At 68.8% G+C, this 20654-nt stretch carries 18 protein-coding genes and 1 tRNA gene; 6 read left to right on the forward strand and 13 right to left on the reverse strand.

Annotated features, from left to right (window positions below):
* Positions 1-9: 9 nt before the first annotated feature.
* The 3 genes from AX750_RS20530 to AX750_RS20540 all read right to left on the reverse strand — a co-directional run bounded on the left by AX750_RS20530 (position 10) and on the right by AX750_RS20540 (position 3587).
* Entirely contained in the window at positions 10-834 is an 825-nt protein-coding gene (locus AX750_RS20530) for an ABC transporter permease (RefSeq protein WP_066722251.1), read from the reverse strand.
* A gap of 62 nt (positions 835-896) precedes the next feature.
* Positions 897-1853, reverse strand: a complete 957-nt coding sequence (locus AX750_RS20535; RefSeq protein ID WP_066722043.1) for an ABC transporter permease — start codon at positions 1851-1853, stop codon at positions 897-899.
* A gap of 51 nt (positions 1854-1904) precedes the next feature.
* Positions 1905-3587: a peptide ABC transporter substrate-binding protein gene (locus AX750_RS20540; RefSeq protein WP_066722040.1), complete on the reverse strand. Its 1683-nt coding sequence runs from the start codon at positions 3585-3587 to the stop codon at positions 1905-1907.
* Positions 3588-3818: 231 nt separating this feature from the next.
* Between AX750_RS20540 and AX750_RS20545 the strand changes: the two genes are divergently transcribed.
* From AX750_RS20545 to AX750_RS20565, 5 genes are all read left to right on the forward strand, one after another.
* Positions 3819-5153 carry an FAD-binding oxidoreductase gene (locus AX750_RS20545; protein WP_066722038.1) on the forward strand — a complete coding sequence of 445 codons (1335 nt, stop codon included), beginning with the start codon at positions 3819-3821 and terminating at the stop codon, positions 5151-5153.
* 248 nt (positions 5154-5401) lie between these two features.
* Positions 5402-6745, forward strand: a complete 1344-nt coding sequence (locus AX750_RS20550) for an amidase (protein WP_066722036.1) — start codon at positions 5402-5404, stop codon at positions 6743-6745.
* A gap of 71 nt (positions 6746-6816) precedes the next feature.
* Positions 6817-8139 carry an FAD-binding oxidoreductase gene (locus AX750_RS20555; RefSeq protein WP_066722034.1) on the forward strand — a complete coding sequence of 441 codons (1323 nt, stop codon included), beginning with the start codon at positions 6817-6819 and terminating at the stop codon, positions 8137-8139.
* A 158-nt stretch (positions 8140-8297) separates the two neighbouring features.
* Positions 8298-8966, forward strand: a complete 669-nt coding sequence (locus tag AX750_RS20560; protein WP_066722032.1) for a haloacid dehalogenase type II — start codon at positions 8298-8300, stop codon at positions 8964-8966.
* 4 nt (positions 8967-8970) lie between these two features.
* Entirely contained in the window at positions 8971-10395 is a 1425-nt protein-coding gene (locus AX750_RS20565) for an aldehyde dehydrogenase family protein (RefSeq protein ID WP_066722030.1), read from the forward strand.
* A gap of 203 nt (positions 10396-10598) precedes the next feature.
* Here the strand turns inward: AX750_RS20565 and AX750_RS20570 are convergent, their stop codons facing one another.
* Positions 10599-11876, reverse strand: a complete 1278-nt coding sequence (locus AX750_RS20570; protein ID WP_066722028.1) for an FAD-binding oxidoreductase — start codon at positions 11874-11876, stop codon at positions 10599-10601.
* 184 nt (positions 11877-12060) lie between these two features.
* On the opposite strand from AX750_RS20570, the gene AX750_RS20575 reads away from it, so the two are divergent.
* Positions 12061-12936: a GNAT family N-acetyltransferase gene (locus tag AX750_RS20575; RefSeq protein WP_082735187.1), complete on the forward strand. Its 876-nt coding sequence runs from the start codon at positions 12061-12063 to the stop codon at positions 12934-12936.
* A gap of 18 nt (positions 12937-12954) precedes the next feature.
* Here the strand turns inward: AX750_RS20575 and AX750_RS20580 are convergent, their stop codons facing one another.
* From AX750_RS20580 to AX750_RS20620, 9 genes are all read right to left on the reverse strand, one after another.
* The gene (locus tag AX750_RS20580) at positions 12955-13443 is read right to left on the reverse strand and encodes an Lrp/AsnC family transcriptional regulator (protein ID WP_066722026.1); all 489 of its coding nucleotides are present in this window, start codon (positions 13441-13443) and stop codon (positions 12955-12957) included.
* Positions 13444-13549: 106 nt separating this feature from the next.
* On the reverse strand, positions 13550-14944 hold the full coding sequence (locus tag AX750_RS20585) for an aminotransferase class III-fold pyridoxal phosphate-dependent enzyme (protein WP_066722025.1): 1395 nt from the start codon (positions 14942-14944) through the stop codon (positions 13550-13552).
* A gap of 38 nt (positions 14945-14982) precedes the next feature.
* The gene (locus tag AX750_RS20590; protein ID WP_082735188.1) at positions 14983-15417 is read right to left on the reverse strand and encodes an AraC family transcriptional regulator; all 435 of its coding nucleotides are present in this window, start codon (positions 15415-15417) and stop codon (positions 14983-14985) included.
* A gap of 159 nt (positions 15418-15576) precedes the next feature.
* Positions 15577-16503 carry a glyoxylate/hydroxypyruvate reductase A gene (locus tag AX750_RS20595; protein ID WP_066722023.1) on the reverse strand — a complete coding sequence of 309 codons (927 nt, stop codon included), beginning with the start codon at positions 16501-16503 and terminating at the stop codon, positions 15577-15579.
* Positions 16504-16513: 10 nt separating this feature from the next.
* On the reverse strand, positions 16514-17374 hold the full coding sequence (locus tag AX750_RS20600; RefSeq protein ID WP_066722021.1) for a GNAT family N-acetyltransferase: 861 nt from the start codon (positions 17372-17374) through the stop codon (positions 16514-16516).
* The gene (locus AX750_RS20605; protein ID WP_066722019.1) at positions 17374-18093 is read right to left on the reverse strand and encodes a cupin domain-containing protein; all 720 of its coding nucleotides are present in this window, start codon (positions 18091-18093) and stop codon (positions 17374-17376) included. The genes AX750_RS20600 and AX750_RS20605 overlap by 1 nt, the downstream gene beginning before the upstream one ends.
* Before the next feature lie 91 nt (positions 18094-18184).
* Positions 18185-19534: an oxygen-independent coproporphyrinogen III oxidase gene (hemN, locus tag AX750_RS20610; protein WP_066722017.1), complete on the reverse strand. Its 1350-nt coding sequence runs from the start codon at positions 19532-19534 to the stop codon at positions 18185-18187.
* 103 nt (positions 19535-19637) lie between these two features.
* The gene (locus tag AX750_RS20615; RefSeq protein ID WP_066722012.1) at positions 19638-20393 is read right to left on the reverse strand and encodes an SDR family oxidoreductase; all 756 of its coding nucleotides are present in this window, start codon (positions 20391-20393) and stop codon (positions 19638-19640) included.
* A gap of 53 nt (positions 20394-20446) precedes the next feature.
* Positions 20447-20522 (reverse strand) — tRNA-Ile (locus AX750_RS20620).
* Between the last annotated feature and the right edge of the window lie 132 nt (positions 20523-20654).

Here is a 20654-nt window from a genome sequence, read left to right on the forward strand (position 1 = left end):
CCATCCCCGTCACGGCAGGTCCATGCGCGGGTCGAGCGCGTCGCGCAGGCCGTCGCCGACGAAGTTGAAGCTCGTCACCGCCAGCGTGATCGCTGCGCCGGGAATGATCGCAAGCCAGGGCGCGCTCGTAAGGTAGCTCTGCGCGTTCTCCAGCATGTTGCCCCAGCTCGGCGTCGGCGGCTGGATGCCGTAGCCGAGGAAGGAGATGTAGCTCTCGGCCAGGATCGCATGAGCGACGTTCAGCGTCGCGGCGACCACGATCGGCGCGATCGCATTGGGCAGGAGCTCGCGCACCATGATGCGCATGTTGCTCGAACCCATGGCGACGGCGGCCTGCGCGAATTCCCGCGTCCGCAGGGAGCGGATCTGGGCTTCCACCACGCGCGCGACCTCCATCCAGGAGGTCATCGCGATCAGGATGACGATCGAGGGCACGGACGGCGAGATCAGCGCCGAGATCGCCAGCAGCAGGAAGATCGAGGGGAAGCAGAGCATCGCATCGACGAAGCGCATCAGCGCCGCCCCGATCACGCCCTCGTAGAAGCCGGCAGCGACGCCCACCGCGATGCCGATCCCCATCGCCAGCACCATCGCGCAGAACCCGACGGCGAGCGAGATCCGGCCCGCCATCAGCAGCCTCGCGAGAATGTCGCGGCCGAGCGGATCGGTGCCGAGAATGTGCGGCCCCGAGAAGGGCGGCGCGAAACGCTGCCGGATGTCGATGAAGGTATCGCTATAGGGCAGCAGCATCGGCCCGAAGACGCAGGCGAGCGTCATCAGGATGATCGTCACGGCGCCGAACACAGCGAGCTTGTGGCGCCGGAAGCGGCGCATGCCGCGGCTGTTCCAGAAGCCCTCCGCGCGGGCGGGCAGAGCGTCGAGCGTGGGATCGAGGCTCATCGGCCGCTCCTGGCGATACGGGGATCGGCGACACCGTAGAGGAGGTCCGCGAGCAGGCTGCCGAGCAGCACCATCACCGCCGTGAACATCAGGATGCCCATCACCACCGGATAGTCGCGGTAGCTGATCGAATCGAGGAAGAGCCGCCCCATGCCGGGCCAGGTGAACACCGTCTCGGTGACGAGCGCCCCCGAAAGCAGCGAGGGCACATGCAGCCCGGTGATCGTGATCATCGGCAGCAGCGCGTTGCGCAGCACATGCTGCAGCAGGATGCGCCGCTCCGGCACGCCCTTGGCCCGCGCCGTGCGGACGAAATCCTGGTTGATCACGTCCAGCATCGAGGAGCGCATGTAGCGGCTCCAGACCGCCGTCGAGACCAGCGCCAGCACGACACAGGGGCCGACCAGATGGTGCAGCCGGTTCAGGAAGGAGCCGTCGCCGATGGTGAAGCGGTTGCCGGAGGGCAACCAGCCGAGGCCGACCGAGAAGACGTAAATCACCACCAGGCCGAACCAGAAGGTCGGGATCGACAGCGCGATCATCGTGCCGATCGTGGCGACGCTGTCGAACAGCGAGTAGCGCTTCACGGCTCCGATGATGCCGATCCAGGCGCCGATCATCATCGCGAGCAGCGTCGAGGTCAGCATCAGCTCCAGCGTCGGCCCGAGATGGCCGGCGATGATGTGCAGCACCGGCTGCTGGTCGCGATAGGACAGGCCCCAGTCGCCGCGCAGCATGCGCCAGAGCCACTCGGCATACTGAACCGGCAGAGGCCGGTTCAGCCCGAGTTGCTCGATGATCCGGTCGAGATCCTCCTGGTTCATCTCGCCGCCGGCCGCGAATTGCGACAGCGGCCCGCCCGGAGCCAGATGCAGGATCGCGAAGCCGATCATCGAGACGATGAGCAGCAACAGGATCGCCTGCATCAGTCTTTGCAGAAGAAAGCCGCTCATGGCGCGCTCGGCTTCGCGGTAAAGGGATCCGGGCGGAGGCGCGTCATGGTCTCAGCGCGCCCAGTACCAGCTGCCCATGTTCCAGGTGTTCTGGCGGGCATTGACGTTGGGCTCGTAGCCGATCAGGCCTTCCTTGTAGCCCTCGACCGGGGCGTACTGGTAGATCGGCAGGATCGGCAGCTCCTCGCGGACGAGTTCCTGCAGCTTCCAGTAGATCGCCTTGCGCTTCTCCTGATCGAAGGTGGTCTGCCCCTCCTTCATCAGCGCATCGGCCTCGGCGTTCTGCCACTGCATCTGGTTGGCGCCGTTGCCGGACTTGGCCGGGATCGCATCCGAGCCGAAGCGATGCGCCGGATCGGGATCGATCACCGTCCGGAACGCGGTTCCGACGATCAGCGAGTCGAATTTGGATCGGGTGTAGAACTCGCCCCAGATCACCGCCGCCGGCATGTTGTTGATCGTCATCTTCACGCCGATCTGGGCCCAGTCCTGCATCATCAGCTGCTGGGTCTGCTCGCGCAGCGCCGCGCCCGTCGTGGTCGAGACGGCGAAGCTGAGCGGCACGCCGTCCTTCATGCGCGTACCGGAGCCGGACCGCTTCCAGCCGGCGTCGTCGAGGATCTTGTTGGCGAGCGCGAGATCGTAAGTCTGCTTGGGCAGGTTGGGGTTGTAGGCCCAGGAATCCTGCGGCGCGAAGGATTCGGTCGGAGTGTGCAGGCCGTAATAGATGATGTCGATGATCGCCTGCTTGTTGATCGAGGCGTAGAGCGCCTTGCGCACCGCCTTGTCCTTGAGCACCGGGTGTTCGAGGTTCGGCATCAGGATCTCGAGCGAGGCGCTCGGGATCTTGACGACTTTGCGGCCCGGCAGCTTCACCGCCTCGGCATAGAAATTGGCCGGAATGCCGGTGCCGATGATGAGATCGACCTGCCCGGTGCGGAACTGCGCGTAGAGCGCGGTCTGGTCAGGCACGTATTTGAGGACGGCGCGCTCCAGATAGGGGCCCTTGCCGTGGAATTTCTCGTTGGCGACGAGCTGGATGTTGTCGCCGGGCGTCCGCGTACCCCATTTGAACGGGCCGGTGCCGACGGGGGCGGCATTGTAGGGCGCCGTGTTGGGGTCGGCCGCCTTCTCGAGCAGGTGCTTGGGCACGATATAGGTGTTAGAGAGCAGCGCCAGATAGGGCGCATAGGCCTTCTCCATCCGCCAGGAGATCTCCAGCGGCCCGTTGACCTTGATGTCCTTGACGAAGGCGTGGCCGACGCGGGTGCGGCTCTTGAAGCCCGGCGCCACGATCAATTCGAGCGTGTATTTGACGTCCTCGGCGGTGAAGGGCGTGCCGTCATGCCAGGTCACGCCCTCGCGCAGCTTCACCTTCCAGGCCAGGCCGCCCTCAGAAATGCCGCCATTGGCCTCGCTGGGGATCTCGACGGCGAGGTCGGGGATCAGATTGCCCTTGGGATCGGCGACCCAGAGCGTGTTGAAGATCTGCATCCAGACCGTCTCGTCGACCTCGATGCCCGGCATCAGCGGGTTGAAGGCGGTCGGCTCCTGCAAGAGACCGACGACAACCTGGCCGGTGGGCTTGGACGGCGGCGGCGGTGCGGCCTTGGTCTGGGCGCGGGCGCTGCCCAGGCCGGAAGCCGCGAGCAGGCCGCCGGCACCGAGCGCGAGCACATCGCGCCGGTGGATAGCGGGCATGGGCAGGGAGTGGCCGTCGGCGATCTTGGTCATGGTGAACCCCTCGTTGTGAGTGACGCGCCTGCTTCTGCGGCAGGTCATCGCGGCGGCGGCTTGCCCGCCCTGCTCTGAGGCTAAAGGGACGGCCGCGACATCCAACGCCGATCGTCCGCGGCAGGTGCACAGAATCTGCCGTTTGCCGGCATGCCTTTGGCATAGGCTTCTGTCGGGATGCGGTGCTATCGAGGCCCCGTTTCCGGTTTCTGCCGAAGGATCGCCGCAGCCATGTCGCCCCCGGTCACCCGCATCCACAGCGACGAGACGCTGCCCGCCCAAGCCGACGTCGTGGTCATCGGCGGCGGCGTCGCCGGCATCACCACCGCCTATCATCTCGCGAAGAAGGGCCACTCCGTCGCCGTGGTCGAGAAGGGCTATGTCGCCGGCGAGCAGTCGAGCCGGAACTGGGGCTGGTGCCGCCAGCAGAACCGCGACCTGCGCGAACTCCCCCTCGCCCAGCGCGCGCTCGAAATGTGGAAGGGCATGAACGAGGAGCTCGGCGCCGAGACCGGCTTCCGCCACACCGGCCTCGTCTATGTCACGACCAAGCCGTCCGACCTCGCCGCCTGGTCCGGCTGGATCGACAAGGCCCGCGAGATGCAGATGCACAGCCGCGTCCTCTCTGCCGCCGAGGCGAAGGAGATGTCGCCGGGCTCGACCGAGAACTGGATCGGCGGCGTCCATTCGCCGAGCGACGGCAAGGCCGAGCCTGCGCTCGCCGTGCCCGCCTTCGCCGAAGCCGCACGCCGGCTCGGCGTCACCATCCATCAGGACTGCGCGGCGCGCGGCCTCGAAACCTCGGCCGGGCGTGTCTCCGCCGTCGTGACGGAAAAGGGCACGATCAGGACGAGCAGCGTGCTCGTCGCCGGCGGCGTCTGGACCTCGATGTTCTGCCGGCATCACGGCATCGACATGCCGCTCGCGGGCGTCCAGTCGACGTCGATGTTCACCGCGCCGATTTCCGGCCCGCCGATCACCGAGGGAGGCATCTCGACGCCGGACGTCACCTTCCGCCGCCGACTCGACGGCGGCTACACCATCGGCATCAGCGGCCGCGGTCTGCTGAGGCTCAGCCCGCAGGGCATGATGTACGCCAGGCCGTTCTGGCGGACCTTCAAGAAGCGCCACAAGCTCCTGACCATCACCGCGGACAAGACCTTCTTCGCCGGTCCCGAGGCGCTGATGCGCTGGAGCAATGACAGCGTCTCCCCCTTCGAGCGGATGCGGACCTTCGATCCGCCGCCGCAGGAGAAGCTGATCAGCTTCGCGCTGAAGCGCATCGCCGAGATCTATCCGCAACTCGCCGATGTGAAGATCGCACATAAATATGGCGGCTTGATCGACTTCACGCCCGACTGGGTGCCGGTGATCTCCCCGATCGACAAGCTGCCCGGCCTCTATGTCTCGGCCGGCTTCAGCGGCCACGGCTTCGGCGTCGGGCCGGCGGCGGGCAAGCTCGCGGCCGACCTCATCACCGGCGACGCTCCCATCGTCGATCCCCACCCCTACCGCTACAGCCGCCTCGTCGACGGCACCGATCTGGGCGAACCCGGGCTGATGTGAGCGGGTGGTTGACTCTTCGCCTCAATCGCCTCCCGTTTCACCCGACGTCATCCCGGACAAGCCGCGACAGCGGCGCCGATCCGGGATCCATGCCGGAGCGCTTCCGAGGAAGGTTCAGGCATGGATCCCGGGTCTCCGCTTCGCTGCGCCCGGGATGACGGCGAGGGTGTGAGGACCGCCGGCGCGACATGGATTTCGCCGGCGCGCGGCGGTAAGCCGGACGCCTGACTGCATCGGGAGAGACGATCATGCTGCGGACCGTGCAAGGCTGCGCCGAAGCGCTGGCGAGCGGCGCCACCACGGCGCGCGCCCTGGTCGAGAACTGCCTGGCGGCGATCGCCGATCCGGCAGGCGAAGGTGCCCGCACCTTCATCTCCATTTCAGCCGAAGCCGCTCGTACCGCAGCCGATGCCCATGACGCCCTGCGCCGCGCCGGGCGCGCGCCCTCGCCCTATGCCGGCATCCCCTTCGCGGTGAAGGACCTGTTCGACATCGCGGGCGAGGTCACGATGGCGGGCTCGCGCGCGCTCGCCGACGCCGCACCCGCCAGGGCCCACGCCCCGACGATCGCGCGCATGCTGGCGGCCGGCTTCATTCCCGTCGGCCGCACCAACATGACCGAATTTGCCTATTCCGGCATCGGCGCCAACCCGCATTACGGCACGCCGCTCAGCCCCTGGGACCGCGCCGCTGCCCGCATCCCCGGCGGCTCCTCCTCCGGCTCGGCGGTGGCGGTCGCGGACGGCATGTCGGTGGTCGCGCTCGGCAGCGACACCGGCGGCTCCTGCCGCATCCCCGCCGCGCTCTGCGGCATCGTCGGCTACAAGCCGACCGCGCGGCGCGTGCCGCTCGACGGCGTCGTGCCGCTCTCGGGCAGCCTCGATTCGCTCGGGCCGCTCGGCGCCAGCGTCGCCTGCTGTGCCATCGTCGATGCGGTCCTCGCCGGAGAGACCCCTGCGCTGCCGAAGGCGCGCCCGCTTGCGGGCCTGCGCCTCGCCATTCCCCGCGAGATCATGCGCGACGGCATGGACGCAACCGTCGCTGCCGCCTTCGAGCGCGCGGTCGCGTCGCTGACGGCGCAGGGCGCCCGGATCACGGAGGTCTCGTTCTCGCCGTTGCTCGACATCGCTCCCGCGATGAGCCGCGGCGGCTTCACCGGGCCAGAATCCTATGACTGGCATCGCGATCTGCTCGCCGCCAAGGGCGATCTCTACGATCCGCGCGTCCGCAGCCGCATCGAGGCCGGCGCCGCGATGACCGCCGCCGACTATGTCGCCCTGACCGCGGCACGCCGTCGCATCATTGCGGCGATGGACGCGCTGACCGCCCCCTTTGACGCCCTGCTGATGCCGACCTGCCCGATCGTGGCGCCGCGTATCGCGGAACTGGCCGAGGACGCGGAGTATTACCGCCTCAACGCGCTCCTGCTGCGCAATCCGAGCCTCGGCAACTTCCTCGACCGCTGCGCCATCAGCCTGCCCTGCAACCGCCCTGGCGAGGCCCCGGTCGGGCTGATGCTGATGGGAGAAACTGGCGGCGACGCGTCGCTCTTTGCGGTCGCGGCCGCCGTCGAGGCAGCATTGGCCGCCTGACGCGAAAATGATCCAAGGCAGCGGCGCCAAACGCCGCTAGTGGTCCGGCCTGGATCCGCCGGAGACCTGCCATGAGCCCCACGATCAAGCCCATCGCCAGCGACGCCGCCCTGCCCGCTCAGGCCGATGTCGTCGTCATCGGCGGCGGCATTGTCGGTGCGGCAGCCGCCTATTTCCTGGCGAAGCGCGGCCGCTCGGTGGCCCTCGTCGAGAAGGGCGTCGTCGGCGGCGAGCAGTCCAGCCGCAACTGGGGCTGGTGCCGCCAGCAGAACCGCGACGCCCGCGAACTCCCGCTTGCGATCCGCTCCATGGAGTTGTGGGACGATTTCGCCACCGAGATCGGCGAGGATCCGGGCTTCCGCCGCTGCGGGCTCGTCTACACCAGCAACGACGCCGCGCAGATCGCGCAATGGGAGCGCTGGCGCGAGACGGCCCGGCAGTTCGGCGTCGAGACGCGCATGCTGACCGGGTCGGAGGCTTCCGCCATGACGGCAGGCACCGGCCGCACCTGGCTCGGCGGCGTGCATTCGGTGACCGACGGCAAGGCCGAACCGGCGCTCGCCGCGCCGGTTCTGGCGCTCGGCGCCCGCCAGCATGGCGCGACCATCCATCAGGGCTGCGCCGCGCGCGGGCTCGACGTGACCAATGGCGCCGTCACCGGCGTCGTCACCGAAAAGGGCACGATCCGCACCCAGTCGGTCATCCTCTCCGGCGGCGCCTGGGCCTCGGGCTTCTGCCGCCATCACGGCGTCGTCTTCCCGCAGGCGAGCGTGCGCGTCACCAGCCTGCGCACGGAAGTGGCGCCGGCCTGGCTCGAGGCCTTCTACACGCCCGAAATCGCCCTCACGCGCCGCCTCGACGGCAGCTACACCATCGCCATCAGCGGCAAGGGCACGCTCGAGCTAACGCCGCAGGGCATCCGCTTCGCCCGCCAGTTCATGCCCATGTTCGTCAAGCGGCTGAAGGCGGTCGAGTTCGGGATCGGCTCCTCCTTCTTCAACGGGCCCGAGGCGCTGAACCGCTGGTCGCTCGACCAGGAGACGCCCTTCGAGCGCATCCGCGTGCTCGACCCCGCGCCCAGCCAGAAAGCCATCGCCACGCTGCTGGAACGCGCCCATGCGCTGGTCCCGGCACTGCGCGCCGTCCCCGTTCGGGAGAGCTGGGGCAGCTACATCGATTCCACGCCCGATGCCGTCCCGGTGATCTCGCCGACCGTGAGGCTGAAGGGCCTCGTCCTGGCCGCCGGCCTCAGCGGCCATGGCTTCGGGCTCGGCCCCGGCGCCGGCCATCTCGCCGCCGATCTCGCCACCGGCGATACCCCGATTGTCGACCCCCGCCCCTTCCGCCATGCCCGCCTGCTCGACGGCTCGCAGGGCGAGGTCGGCGAGTTCTGAGGCGCCGGCTGTCAGCGTGGCAATCCATGCTGCCGCGGCCGAACTGATCGGCAGAATCTTGGGCCGCCGGCCCGCAAATCCACGCCCGCCCCCGCTCCCCGACGCTAGTCTCGGCTCATCGGCGGCGATGTCCGCCTTTTCCAGAGAGCGAGCGGACCATGACCACCTGGCGGCCGAAATTCATCACCTTCGACTGCTACGGCACCCTGATCTATTTCGAGATGGGTCCCGCGGCGCGGCGGGTCTACGGCTCGCGCCTGTCCCCGGCGCAGATGGACGCCTTCGTCGAGGATTTCAGCAGCTATCGCCTCGACGAGGTGCTCGGCCCCTGGAAGCCCTATCAGGACGTCGTCCGCAACGCCGTCGCGCGCACCTGCAAGCTGCACGGCTTCGCTTATGATCCGGCCGACGCCCAGAAGATCATCGACGAGATCCCGACCTGGGGCCCCCATCCCGACGTACCGGCCGGCCTCGCCAAGGTCGCGACGGAAATCCCCCTCGTCATTCTCTCGAACTCGATGACGGACCTGATCCCGCATTCCGTCGCGAAGCTCGGCGCGCCCTTCCATGCCGCCTACACGGCGCAGGAGGCCCAGGCTTACAAACCCCGCATGCAGGCCTTCGAATACATGTTCGACCAGCTCGGCTGCGGCCCGCAGGACGTGATGCACTGCTCGTCCAGCTTCCGCTACGACCAGATGACCGCCTGTGACATGAAGATCGCTGCCCGCGTTTTCGTCAATCGCGGCCACGAGCCAGCGAACCCCTATTACAGCACGCATGAGATCAAGGACATCGGCGGCCTCCCCGGCCTCGTCGGGCTCTGACCCGATGAGCGATTTCGCGCCGGATTCGGTCGCCTTCGCGACCGGCCACTATATCGGCGGCGAGGTCGTCCAGGCGGGCGAGCGGATCGACGTCGCTCGCCCCTCGGACGGGGCGGCTTACGCCGATCTGCCGATCGCCGACGCCGACATCGTCGATCGCGCCGTCGCCAGTGCCACAAAGGCGGTCGCGGCGAGCGGCTGGGCGTCGCAGCCGCCGCGCGAGCGCGCCCGCGCCCTGCGCCGCTGGGCCGATCTGATCGAGGAGCGCGCGGTCGAACTTGGCCGGCTCGAGGCGCTGGGTTCGACCCGGCCGATCGCCCAGGCCGTCACTGGCGACGTCGCCAGCGTCGCGGAAGGCATCCGTTTCTTCTCTGAGTGGGCCGACAAGCTCGGCGGCGAGGTCGCGGCGACCCGTCATGACAACCTCGGGATGATCGTCTCGGAGCCTTACGGCGTCGTCGGCGCGATCACGCCCTGGAACTTCCCGCTCAGCATGGCGTCCTGGAAGGTCGGCCCGGCGCTCGCCGCCGGCAATGCCATCGTGCTGAAGCCCTCAGAGCTGACCCCGTTCTCGACCGTGCGGCTGGCGGAACTCGCCGTCGAGGCCGGCATCCCCGCCGGCATCTTCAACGTCGTGCAGGGCAATGGCGTCGTCACCGGCGATGCGCTTTCGCGCCATCCGGGTATCGCCAAGCTCTCCTTCACCGGCTCGACCCGCACCGGCATCGCCGTGATGAAGGCCGCCGCCGAAACCGGAATCAAGCCGGTGACGCTGGAGCTCGGCGGCAAGAGCCCGCAACTCGTCTTCGCCGATGCCGATCTCGACAGGGCCGCCGCCTGCATCGCCGGCTCCCTGCTTGCCAATGCCGGCCAGGCCTGCGTCGCCGGCTCGCGGCTGATCGTCCAGCGCCCGGTTATGGAAGAACTGGTTGCACGGCTGAAGGCGCGGCTCGCCACGGTCGCGCCGGGCCCGACCTGGAAGGCCGCGACGAGCTATGCGCCGATCATCTCGGAGACGCAGGCGAGGCGCATCGACGACATCCTCGAACGCAGCCGCCTGCAGGGCGCGGAATGCCTGCTCGGCGGGACGCGCATCGAGGGCCATGGCGGCGCTTTCTACCAGCCGACGCTGCTTGCAGGCGTGACGGCGCAGACGGCGGCGGTCCGCGAGGAGATATTCGGCCCGGTGCTGACGATCCAGGCCTTCGACGACGAGGCGGAGGGGCTGAGCCTCGCCGACCATCCCGAATACGGGCTCGCGGCCGGCGTCTACACCGCCGATCTCGGCCGCGGCCTGCGCGCCATGCGCGCTCTGAAGGCCGGCACAGTCTGGATCAACCGCTACAGCCGCACGCTCGACTTCATCCTGCCGACCGGCGGCTACAAGAGTTCCGGCATCGGCAAGGACCTCGGCCGCCAGGCGGTCTAGGCCAATCTGCGCCACAAGACGGTGCTGATCGACATCGGCGGCTGAGCCGGCGTCCACTCCTGTGCAGCCCTCATCCTGAGGAGCCGCGCAGCGGCGTCTCGAAGGATGGTCCAGAGGGTTCGCGAGCCTCCTGAATCATCCTTCGAGACGCGGGCTTTTCGCCCGCTCCTCAGGATGAGAGCTGAGGGCCGGCAGGATCCGCCTCAGTGCCGCCAGTCCTGATAGCGGTAATACATCCCGACGAAGGGCAGGAACCAGGGCGGGCCGAAATGGCCTGGCACCACCGGCCAGTCGAGCCCGGCGAGCGGGTTGGCCGCGGTTTCCCCGCCCATCACCCGGGCCATGATCTGCCCCATATGCACCGACATCTGCGTGCCGTGGCCGCTATAGCCGGTCGCGTAGAACACACCGTCGCGCTCGCCGGCGCGCGGCAGCCGGTCGGCGGTCATGTCGACCAATCCGCCCCAGCAATAGTCGATCCGCGTCTGCGCAAGCTGCGGGAACAGCTCGAGCATCCGCGCCTTCAGGATGGCACCGCTCTTGGCGTCCGAGGACGGGCTCGACAGGGCGAAGCGCGCCCGCCCGCCGAAGATCAGGCGGTTGTCGGGCGTCAGCCGGAAGTAGTTGCCGATGTTCATCGTCGTCGTCGCGGTCCGGCGCGTCGGCATGATCGACGCCGCGAGATTGTCCGAGAGCGGCTCGGTCGCGATGATGAAGCTGCCGACGGGCACGATCCGGCGGCGCAGCCAGGCGAAGGGCCCCTGCCGCGAGGCACCCGTCGCCAGAAGCACCTGTTTGGCTTCCAGCGTGCCGCGCGTCGTGACGACGCGGTGCGCCTGCCCGGCGATCCGCTGCAGCCCCGTCACCGCGGCGCCTTCATAAATCTGCGCCCCCGCCCGTGCGGCGGCCTCCGCGAGACCGACGCCGAAGCGGCCCATATGCATGTGCGCGCTGCGCGGGAAGACGAGCCCGCCATGGAAGCCCGAGGACCCAATCTCGCTCCGGACATCGCCCGGTGCGACGACCTCGAGATCGGGCTCGACGGTGGCCTTGAGCAGTTCGGCGCTCTTCTGCAGCTTGGCGAAATGCCCCGGCTTCGCCGCGAGCTTGATCTTGCCGGTGCGGGTGAAGTCGCAGTCGATCGCCTCCTCCTTCACCAACGCCTCGACCGTGTCGACGCCGTCGTCGAAGACGCGATAGAGCGCGCTCGCCCGCTCGATGCCGATCTGCGCCGCCAGCCCGCCGAGATCATGCGCGAGGCCATTGTTGCAGTGTCCGCCATTGCGGCCCGAGGCCTCGCCGACGACGCGCCCGGCCTCCAGCACGGCCACGCGCGCGCCGGTCTTCGCCAGGCTGCGCGCGGCCGAGAGGCCAGTGAAGCCACCCCCGATCACCGCGACATCGACTTGGCCCTCGACCGGCTCCGTCGAGCCTGAGGTGAAGCGCGGCGCGGAGGCCAGCCAATAGGGTTCGAGCTTCATCGCGGATCGGCCTCGATCGGGAACAGGGCCCAGCCGACACCCGCGCGCAGGCGCGACGGGCCGCCGCGGCGGGGCGGAGAACACACAGCTTGCACGAGCCTAACCTGCTGTATTGTATGAATTATGCTATTCCCGCGCGGTGCCGCAGGCCCTATGATCGGGGACTTCCCGTGAGGCACAGGCCTTGGCTTACAGAACGGCAAAACGCCGGCTTGGCTACGAGATCGCCATCCGGCCGATGGCGGAGTCCGATCTCGACCAGCTGCATCAGCTGTCGATCGGCGTCGGCTGGCCGCATCGCCCCGAGGACTGGCGCCTCGTCATCGGGCTCGGCCACGGCATCGTCGCCTGCGACGCGATCGGCCGGGTGCTGGGCTCGGCGATGTGGTGGCCCTTCGGCGAGCGCTTCGCAACCGTCGGCATGGTGATCACCTCACCGCGCCTGCAGGCGCAAGGCGCCGGTCGCGAGCTGATGGAGATGATCTTCGCGCAGACAGGCACGCGGGACCTCCGCCTCAACTCGACCAAGGCCGGTTACAGGCTCTACCGCTCGCTCGGCTTCGAGCCGATCGGCCGCATCTTCCAGCATCAGGGCAAGGCTCTGCCGCCGTCTGACCCGGTCGCCGCCCCACCCGGCCTGCGCCCGGTATTCCCCGGCGATCTCGACGCGCTCGTCGCGCTGGATTCGAGCGCCTATGGTGCCGACCGCCGCCCTGCGCTGACCGCGCTGCTCCCGGTCTCGGCCGGCACGCTGATGGAACGCGAGGGCGAGGTCGTCGGCTTCGCGCTCTGCCGTCCCTTCGGCCGCGGCCATGTCGTCGGCCCCATCGTGGCGGAGGATGACGCGATGGCGATCGCCCTGTTCAGCCAGCATGCGCAGGCTCACCAAGGGGATTTCCTGCGCGTCGACACCGCCCAGGAACAGGGCGCCTTCGGCGCCTTCCTGGAATCCTGCGGTCTGACGATCTTCGACACGGTCACCCCGATGATCCGCGGAAGGGCCCACGGACCGGACAGCGCCGCGCGCATCTATGGGCTGGTCAACCAGGCGCTGGGCTGAAAGCGAACGCCGAGAGGGTCAAACGTCGAAGAGCACCGGCAGCGGATAACCCGGTTTCTGGATCGGCGACTTGATCACGACATAGCTGAAATACTTCGAGATGCCGATGTTGCGGTCGAGCAGGGTCTCGATCAGCGACTGGTAATGCGTCAGCCCGCGGGTGACGAACTTGACGAGATAGTCGTATCCGCCACTGACCATGTGGCACTCCACCACTTCGTCGACGCGGCGCAGCGCGGTCTCGAAGCGGATGAAATACTCCTTGGTATGGTCGGCCAAGGTGACTTCGGTGAAGACGGTGATCGTTTCACCGAGCTTCGCCAGGTTGATCGTGGCGCCATAGCCGGAGATGAACCCCGCCTGCTCGAGCCGCTTCACCCGCAGCAGGCAAGGGCTCGGCGACAGGCCGACAGCATCGGCCAGATTGACGTTGGTGATCCGGCTGTTGTTCTGCAGCTCGATCAGGATCTTCATGTCGATGCGGTCGAGCCGCACGCCCGGTGTCACGACGAAACCTCACCCCATCCCCGGCGCGCAGGTCCTTTTGGAGCCGCCACCGTCGCGACAACCTAGACTGTCGGCGCCCCCCGGGCCAAGCAGGGATCGTGCCGCCTCAGGCCGCCTTCGCGGGCGCCATGGCGGCCTGGACCTCGGCCAACGCCAGCATGTCGTCCAGCGTCTGGCGCAGGCGCGAGACGATCAGGTCGATCTCGCTCTCGCTGCAGCAGAGCGGCGGGGCGAGCCCGATGATGTCGTCGGCAAAGGCACGGAAGATCACGCCGTTTGCATAGCCGCGAGCGAAGAGATGGTCGGCCAGCTTGACGCTGCGCGGCAGCTTTTCCTTGCTGACCTTGTCGGCCACGAGCTCGATGCCGGCGAGCAGCCCGCGCGCCCTGACTTCGCCGACCAGCGCATGGTCGGCCAAAGTGGCGAGCTTCCTTTCGAAATAGGCGCCGACGCGCTGGCCATTGGCCAGGATTCCGCCTTCGTCATAGAGCCGGAGCACTTCGAGCGCGACCGCGGCGGAAACCGGATGGCCGGAATAGGTCTGGCCATGGCCGACCGGGCCGCCCTCCGGGGCATTGTCCTTGATGCCGCGGTAGATCTTTTCGCCGATCGCCAGCGCGCCCAGCGGCGCGTAGCCCGAGGTCAGCCCCTTCGCCATCGTTATCAGATCGGGCACGACCCCTTCCGCCTCGCAGGCGAACATCGGCCCCGTCCGGCCGAAGCCGGTGATGACCTCGTCGGCGAGAAACAGGATGTCGAGCTCGGCGGCCGTGTCGCGCATGGCCTTGAGCCAGCCCTTCGGCGGCACGATCACGCCGCCTGAGCCGACCACCGGTTCGCAGAAGAAGGCGGCGACATTCTCCGCGCCCAGTTCCGCCACCTTGGCCCGCAGCGAGCCGACGCTGGCCGCGATCACCGAAGCGTCGTCGGAGCCGGTCGGATTGCGATAGGCGTAGGGCGCGGCGACATAGTGCCGGACATGCGCCGGGAAGTCGAAATTCGCATGGAAGGCCGGCAGCGCCGTGACGCCTGCACCCGTCGAGCTCGAGCCGTGATAGCCGCGCTCCAGCGAGAGGATCGCCTTCTTCGTCGGCCGGCCGGTGACGTTGTAGTAGAACTGGATCAGCCGCAGCGCGCCGTCGATCGCGTCCGAGCCGCCGAGCGAGAAATAGATGTGGTTGAGGTCGCCGGGCAGGAGCTCCGCGAGCTTGGCGGCGAGCCGGATCGCGGGCTCGCTGCCGAAGGAGAAATAGCCCGTCGCATAGGGCAGCTCGCGCATCTGCGCGGCGGCGGCCTCGACGATGCTCTCATGCCCGTAGCCGACATTCACGCACCACAGCCCCGCGAAGCCGTCGATCAGCTCATGCCCTTCCGAATCCGTGATGAAGGCGCCCTTGGCCGACTTCATGATGGTGACGCCGCGCTTCTCGTGGCCGGCCCAGTTGGCGACGGGGTGGACCCAGTGAAGGCGATCGAGCGCTTCGAGCGAGTTGACGGTCATGGCGGGCTCCTGCAACGGATCGGCGTGGGGTCGGTGGATCAGGCGGCGCTCTGCAGCGGCGGCCGGGCATCGGCCTCGCGCCGGGGCAGTCCGCCCATCTCGCGCAGATAGCGGCCCGGCGTCATCCCGCAGATATTCTTGAAATGGCGCGAGAAATGGCTCTGGTCGAAGAACCCGGCCTCCGAGGCTGCCAGCGCCATCGGCACCCCGTCACGCAGCAGCCGCTTGGCGTATCCGATCCGGCGATGGCAGATGAAGCGATGCGGCGTCAGCCCGACCTGGCGTCGGAACACCGTCACGAAGCGGCAGACGCTTAGGCCCGCCAGGGCGGCCAGATCCTCGAGATAGATCGCGTCGGTGAAGTGGCGCTCGATATGGCTCAGCGCCCGCCGGATGCCCTGGCTGGCAGGCAGGGATGACGGCGTCGTCCCGCTTTCCTGCAGGACGGGATTGACCGGAGCTGGCTCGTGCATGGACCTCTTCGACCTCCGCGCGGATGCTGTGTCCATCCTGGCAGAAGGTTAGGACAGGCCCGGGCGGCGTCGGCACGGCCTTGGGCACCCGTCATGATACGACCTGCCCAATTCGCAGCCCGCCGCGGCAGATCATGCTTTGCCTTGGGGCAGGCCCTGTCAGTAGCCGCGTTTGCGGTCGACGGCGCCCAGCAACGGCTCGCCCGCCTTGTGACGGCGCAGATTTTCGAGCACGAGGTCCACGGCCGTCTCCGGCTGGGTCATGCTGGCGACATGCGGCGTCAACAGCACGCGCGGATGGCTCCAGAGGGGGTGGCCCGGCGTCAGCGGCTCGGGTGTGCAGACGTCCAGCACCGCGGCCGAGATCTGCCCGCTCTCGAGCGCCGCCAGCAGCGCCTCCTGGTCGAGATGCCCACCGCGGCCGACATTGACCAGCCGCGCGCCGTTCGGCAACTGCGCGAAGAGTTCGGCGCCGAGCATGCCGCGCGTCTCCTCCGTCAGCGGCAGCAGGCAGACGAGGATGTCGGTCCGGCCCAGGAAATCCGGCAGGCTCTCCGTCCCGGCAAAACAGGTTACGCCCTCGATCTCGCGCCCGGAGCGGCTCCACCCCGCGACCTGGAAGCCGAGCGTCCGCAGCATCCGGCAGCAGGCCTCGCCGAGCATGCCGAGGCCGAGCACGCCGACCCGCCGGGTCGAAGCGGGACGCACGCGGATCTGCTGCCAGATCTCGGCGCGCTGCTGGCCGACGTAGTCGATCAGGTCGCGATGCAGTCCGAGCACGGCCATCGAGACATATTCGACCATGCCGTCGACGATGCCGGTCTCGATCATGCGCGCCACCGGCAGGTTCGGCGGCAGCTTCGACAAATCGAGATGATCGACGCCCGCCCCCGACGACATCAGCAATTCGAGATTGGGGAAGCGCTCGGCCAGATCGTCCGGCGGCATCCAGGCGACGAAGTAGCGGATCTCCGCCGGATCGCCGATATCGGGCCAGATCCGGAAGGACAGCTCCGGCGCCTTCTCGGCCAGGATCTTCGCCCATTCGGCGCCGCGGACCGGATCCGACTTGTAGAGGAGTGCCATCGTCGTCCCTTCAGCCCAGTGCCTGGCTGGCGAGTGTGTAGCGCTGGAACGGACCCGAGGCCCGAGGCAGCCTGCCGCGCACCATGCTGTTGACGCCGTCGACCGGCTTGAGGCCAGCCGCGGTCAACATCGCGCCGAGCGGGGAGCCGTCCTCGATATCGGCCCGCACGAACTGCCCCTGCCGCCCCTGCAAGCCGTGAGCCAGCAGCGTCTGCGCATCCGTCAGATCAGCCGCCACCACCGGCCCGATCACGAGCCCCCGGCCGAAGCGGCGCAGCAGCGCGAACCCGGCCGCCTCGCCGCCGCGCATCAGGACGGTGCCCTCGCCCGCCTCGAGCACCGCCCGCAGCAGCGGCCCGCGCGGCAGGCCCGTGGCCGCCTGATCCAGCTGCTCCAGAACCGGCAGATCGGCCAAACCAGCTGGGCGCACCGCCGCGCCACCAGCGAGAACGGGCACCGGAACCGTCGTGACCTCGCCGTGAAACTGTCGGATCGCCCCGCAGACGACGAAACCGAGCTTCTCGTAGAGCGGCTGGCCGGCGACGGTGGCGTTCAGCAGGAGCGAACGCCCCTCCGCCTGCGCGAACAGCGCCTGCATCAGCTGGCGGCCAATCCCGGCGCCCTGATGCTCCGGCGAGACGATGATCATGCCGAGCGTGGCGTGGTGTTCGCCATAGGGCCACCACAGCGCCGTCGCCACGACCTCCTCACCGAGCGTCACTACGACGCCCCGCCCGAGCCCGATCGCCATCTCCCAATCCTCGGGCCGGTGCGGCCAACCGACGGCACGCGCGAGGCCCGCACAGATGGCGGCGTCGGCCGGCGCGATGTCGCGCAGGACGGCCGCGTCCCGGATCAGCGTGTCGCCCATCAGCCGACAGTCTCCTGCACGACATAAACCTTCGCCACATGAACGCGGCTGGTCCAGGCACAGGGCGCGCCCTGCGGCACGAAGACGGTCTCGCCTTTCGCCACGGTGACGACGGTGCCGTCCGCCATGGTGAGATCGACAGCCCCTTCCAGGATGTGCATCAGCTCGGCCAGACGGTGCGGACGCGAGATCCGGGCATAGGGCGTCGAGTCCCACAGGCCGGCGCGCAGCTGCACGGCCTCGTCGGTGAAGACATTGTGGCTGCGGCATTGCGGCGACGGGCCGAGCAGGACCTCCGGCGCCGGCGGCGTCGAGGGCGACAGCGGCAGATCCCGGGTGATCAGCGTGGCGCCCGGCATCGCGCTGGTGCCGGCCGTCTGCGCGTGGAAGGCGAAGAAAGTGCCCGGCGCCGCCTCGATCCGAAGCTTTGTGCCGCGCCCGATCACCACCGCCGCGTGAGCGCCGACGGTGAGCGCAGAGGCGCCCGCGACCGACAGCGTCAGTTCGCCCGCCAGCACCACCAGCGTCTCGGTATGCGGGAAGGCGGCGACATCGACGGTGCCCGAAAAAGCGCATCTGCCGGCAGCCGCAGCCTCCGACCGCCAAGCGATCTCGCGGCCCGCCGCGAAGGGATCGGCCGGACCGAGCCCCTGGCCCGGGGCGGAGGCGGGCGGCGCGGACGTCGCGCGGTGGAGCATCACGAGGGCGGGCGTCGTCATGGGCGGGGCGGTCCGTCGCTGTCGTTTCGGAGCGTCCAGCCGCTAAGGCAATCCGTCGCCGCGGGATTGCACTATCTTTTCGATCCCGGTCTCACACGGCGCGGCTGTAGCGTCGCGCCGGCTGGTCGATATGCGCGTCGAAGGCCGAGGCGACCTTGCGCACCAGAAGCCGCGCCCGCTCCGGCATGCGGATGACGGTACCGTCCTGATCCACCATCCCGTCCTGAACCAGCGGCGCGAGCCGGGCGAGCGACGGCGCCAACTGCTCCGGATCGGCGCCATGTCGCGCACAGACCGCCTCGACATCGACCGAAAGGTCGCACATCAGCCGCTCGATCAGATCCGCTCGCAGCCGGTCGTCGTCGCTGAGCCGGTAGCCGCGCACCGTCGCCAGCCCACCCTCACGGATGCGCTCGCCATAGCGGCCGGTCACGACCTCGTTCTGGACATAGCCCTGCGGCAGCCGCCCGATGGCGGAGGCGCCGAAGCCGATCAGCGCCTCGCAGCCATCGGTGGTGTAGCCCTGGAAATTGCGGCGCAGCTGCCCGCTGCCGAGAGCTTGCGCCATCTCGTCGTCCGGCTTCGCGAAATGGTCGAGCCCGATGCGGACATAGCCGGCATCGACGAGGCGCTGCGCCATTGCCTCCGCCTGCTCATGCCTGGCGCCGCCGTCGGGCAGGTCCGCCAGAGCGATCCGTTGCTGATGCTTCTTGAAGTCCGGCACATGGGCGTAGCCGAAGATCGAAAAGCGGTCCGGCTCCATCGCAAGACACTGGTTCACCGTCTCGATGCAGGAGGCCGTGCTCTGCCGCGGCAGCCCGTAGATCAGGTCGAGATTGATCCCGCCGATGCCGGCCTCGCGCAACTGCGTGATCACGGCTGCGGTCTGACCGGCACCCTGGACGCGATTGATCGCGCGCTGGACCTCGGGATCGAAACTCTGCACGCCGAGGCTGGCGCGGTTGACCCCAGCCTCGCGCAGTGCCTCGATCATCGCCGGCGCGAGATGGCGCGGGTCAATCTCGACCGCGATCTCGGCGTCTCGGTGCAGCGCGAAACGGTCGCGCAGCAGCGCGACGAGGGCGACGAAATCCGCTGGCGCCAGGATGGTCGGCGTGCCGCCGCCGAAATGAACATGGCGGACGTCGAGCGGCGTGGTGAGACGCGCCGCGACCGCCTCGATCTCTTGCCGCAGGACCTCCAGATAGGCGCCGATCGGCGGGTCGCGCAGCGCCACCGTGGTGTGGCAGCCGCAATACCAGCACATCGACCGGCAAAAAGGGATGTGCAGATAGAGCGAGCCCTTGGTGTCGGGCGAAAGCCCACCGAGCCAGTCGCCGTAGCAAGCGCCGTCGACATCCGCGGCGAAATGCGGCGCCGTCGGATAGCTCGTGTAGCGCGGCAGGCGTTCGTCGAGATAGCTCGTCCCAGGCGCTTGCACGGCCGTTTCCCCCTGCGCCGGTCGACCGGCTTGACGGAAAATCATAGACGGGCGGCTGCGTCCGTCTTTGCGCTAGAGCAAGTCGCGCTCTCCCGCCCGAGGCTCAGACCAGACCGCCATCGACATGCAGCGTCTGCCCCGTGATGTAGGAGGCTTCCGTCGAGGCGAGGAAGGCGATTGCGGCGGCGACCTCTTCCGGCAATCCACGCCGCCCCATCGGGATGATCGCTTCCATCCGCGCGATCGCCTCGGCCGCGAGCTTGCTGCCCCGGCCCTCATCCTTGCGGATCAGCCCGGGCGCGACCGCATTCACCGTGATGGCGTCCGGCGCCAGCTCATGCGCCATCAGCCCCACGGTCGTCTCGAGCGCGGCGCGGCTGGCGGCGGTGGCGGCGAAGGGCTGCATATCGGTGCGCAGCGCATGGGCGGTGAAGGAGGAGGTCGCGACGATGCGCCCGCTGCCGCCGGTCTTCAGCAGAGGTCGCGCCAGCCGGGCCAGCCGCAGCAGCGCGACGACCGAATCCTCGACGGCTCCCCGCAGCTCCGCCTCGGCCAGATCCATGATGCCGCCCTTGCGGGCATGGCCCGCGACGGCCGCGATGGCATCCAGACGACCGAAGCGCTCATCGGCCAGCGCCACCGCGCGCTCGGCCGTGACAGCCTCGGCGATGTCGCCCAGCAGAGTGGCGACGACGGCGCCCGCCGCCCCCGCCGCGGCCGCGACCGCGGCCAGCCCGGCCGCGTTAGAGCCCGTATGCAGCACGAGCCCGACGCCGGGCCCAGCCAGCCGCAGCGCGGTCGCTCGCCCGATGCCGCTGGCGGCGCCGGTGACGAGATGGACGCGTTCGCAGGACATCATCGACGGAGAACCCTGCGCTGCGGTCGAAGCCCGGTGCGCCGTTGGGAGAGGCATGGTGGGCCGGGCCGGACTCGAACCGGCACCGGCGCTGTTATGAGCAGCGAGCTCTAACCATTGAGCTACCGGCCCATACCCCGCCTAGCATCGCCGCCGAGCCGGCCGCAAGCGTCATGCGAAGGGCGCCGCAGAAAGCCGAAGGCCCCGCCATGGGTGGATGGCGGGGCCTTCGGGTTTCGGTTGCCGCGGCGTTTCGGTTCAGGC

The organism is Methylobacterium sp. CCH7-A2, assembly GCF_001557075.1.
In the GTDB taxonomy this organism is placed as follows: domain Bacteria; phylum Pseudomonadota; class Alphaproteobacteria; order Rhizobiales; family Beijerinckiaceae; genus Allobosea; species Allobosea massiliensis.

Bases quoted from the DNA above. Each gene is read 5' to 3' on its own strand.
- AX750_RS20530 (WP_066722251.1), bottom strand. From the start codon at position 834: ATGCGCCGCTTCCGGCGCCACAAGCTCGCTGTGTTCGGCGCCGTGACG.
- AX750_RS20535 (WP_066722043.1), bottom strand. From the start codon at position 1,853: ATGAGCGGCTTTCTTCTGCAAAGACTGATGCAGGCGATCCTGTTGCTG.
- AX750_RS20540 (WP_066722040.1), bottom strand. From the start codon at position 3,587: ATGACCAAGATCGCCGACGGCCACTCCCTGCCCATGCCCGCTATCCAC.
- AX750_RS20545 (WP_066722038.1), top strand. From the start codon at position 3,819: ATGTCGCCCCCGGTCACCCGCATCCACAGCGACGAGACGCTGCCCGCC.
- AX750_RS20550 (WP_066722036.1), top strand. From the start codon at position 5,402: ATGCTGCGGACCGTGCAAGGCTGCGCCGAAGCGCTGGCGAGCGGCGCC.
- AX750_RS20555 (WP_066722034.1), top strand. From the start codon at position 6,817: ATGAGCCCCACGATCAAGCCCATCGCCAGCGACGCCGCCCTGCCCGCT.
- AX750_RS20560 (WP_066722032.1), top strand. From the start codon at position 8,298: ATGACCACCTGGCGGCCGAAATTCATCACCTTCGACTGCTACGGCACC.
- AX750_RS20565 (WP_066722030.1), top strand. From the start codon at position 8,971: ATGAGCGATTTCGCGCCGGATTCGGTCGCCTTCGCGACCGGCCACTAT.
- AX750_RS20570 (WP_066722028.1), bottom strand. From the start codon at position 11,876: ATGAAGCTCGAACCCTATTGGCTGGCCTCCGCGCCGCGCTTCACCTCA.
- AX750_RS20585 (WP_066722025.1), bottom strand. From the start codon at position 14,944: ATGACCGTCAACTCGCTCGAAGCGCTCGATCGCCTTCACTGGGTCCAC.
- AX750_RS20590 (WP_082735188.1), bottom strand. From the start codon at position 15,417: ATGCACGAGCCAGCTCCGGTCAATCCCGTCCTGCAGGAAAGCGGGACG.
- AX750_RS20595 (WP_066722023.1), bottom strand. From the start codon at position 16,503: ATGGCACTCCTCTACAAGTCGGATCCGGTCCGCGGCGCCGAATGGGCG.
- AX750_RS20600 (WP_066722021.1), bottom strand. From the start codon at position 17,374: ATGGGCGACACGCTGATCCGGGACGCGGCCGTCCTGCGCGACATCGCG.
- AX750_RS20605 (WP_066722019.1), bottom strand. From the start codon at position 18,093: ATGACGACGCCCGCCCTCGTGATGCTCCACCGCGCGACGTCCGCGCCG.
- AX750_RS20615 (WP_066722012.1), bottom strand. From the start codon at position 20,393: ATGATGTCCTGCGAACGCGTCCATCTCGTCACCGGCGCCGCCAGCGGC.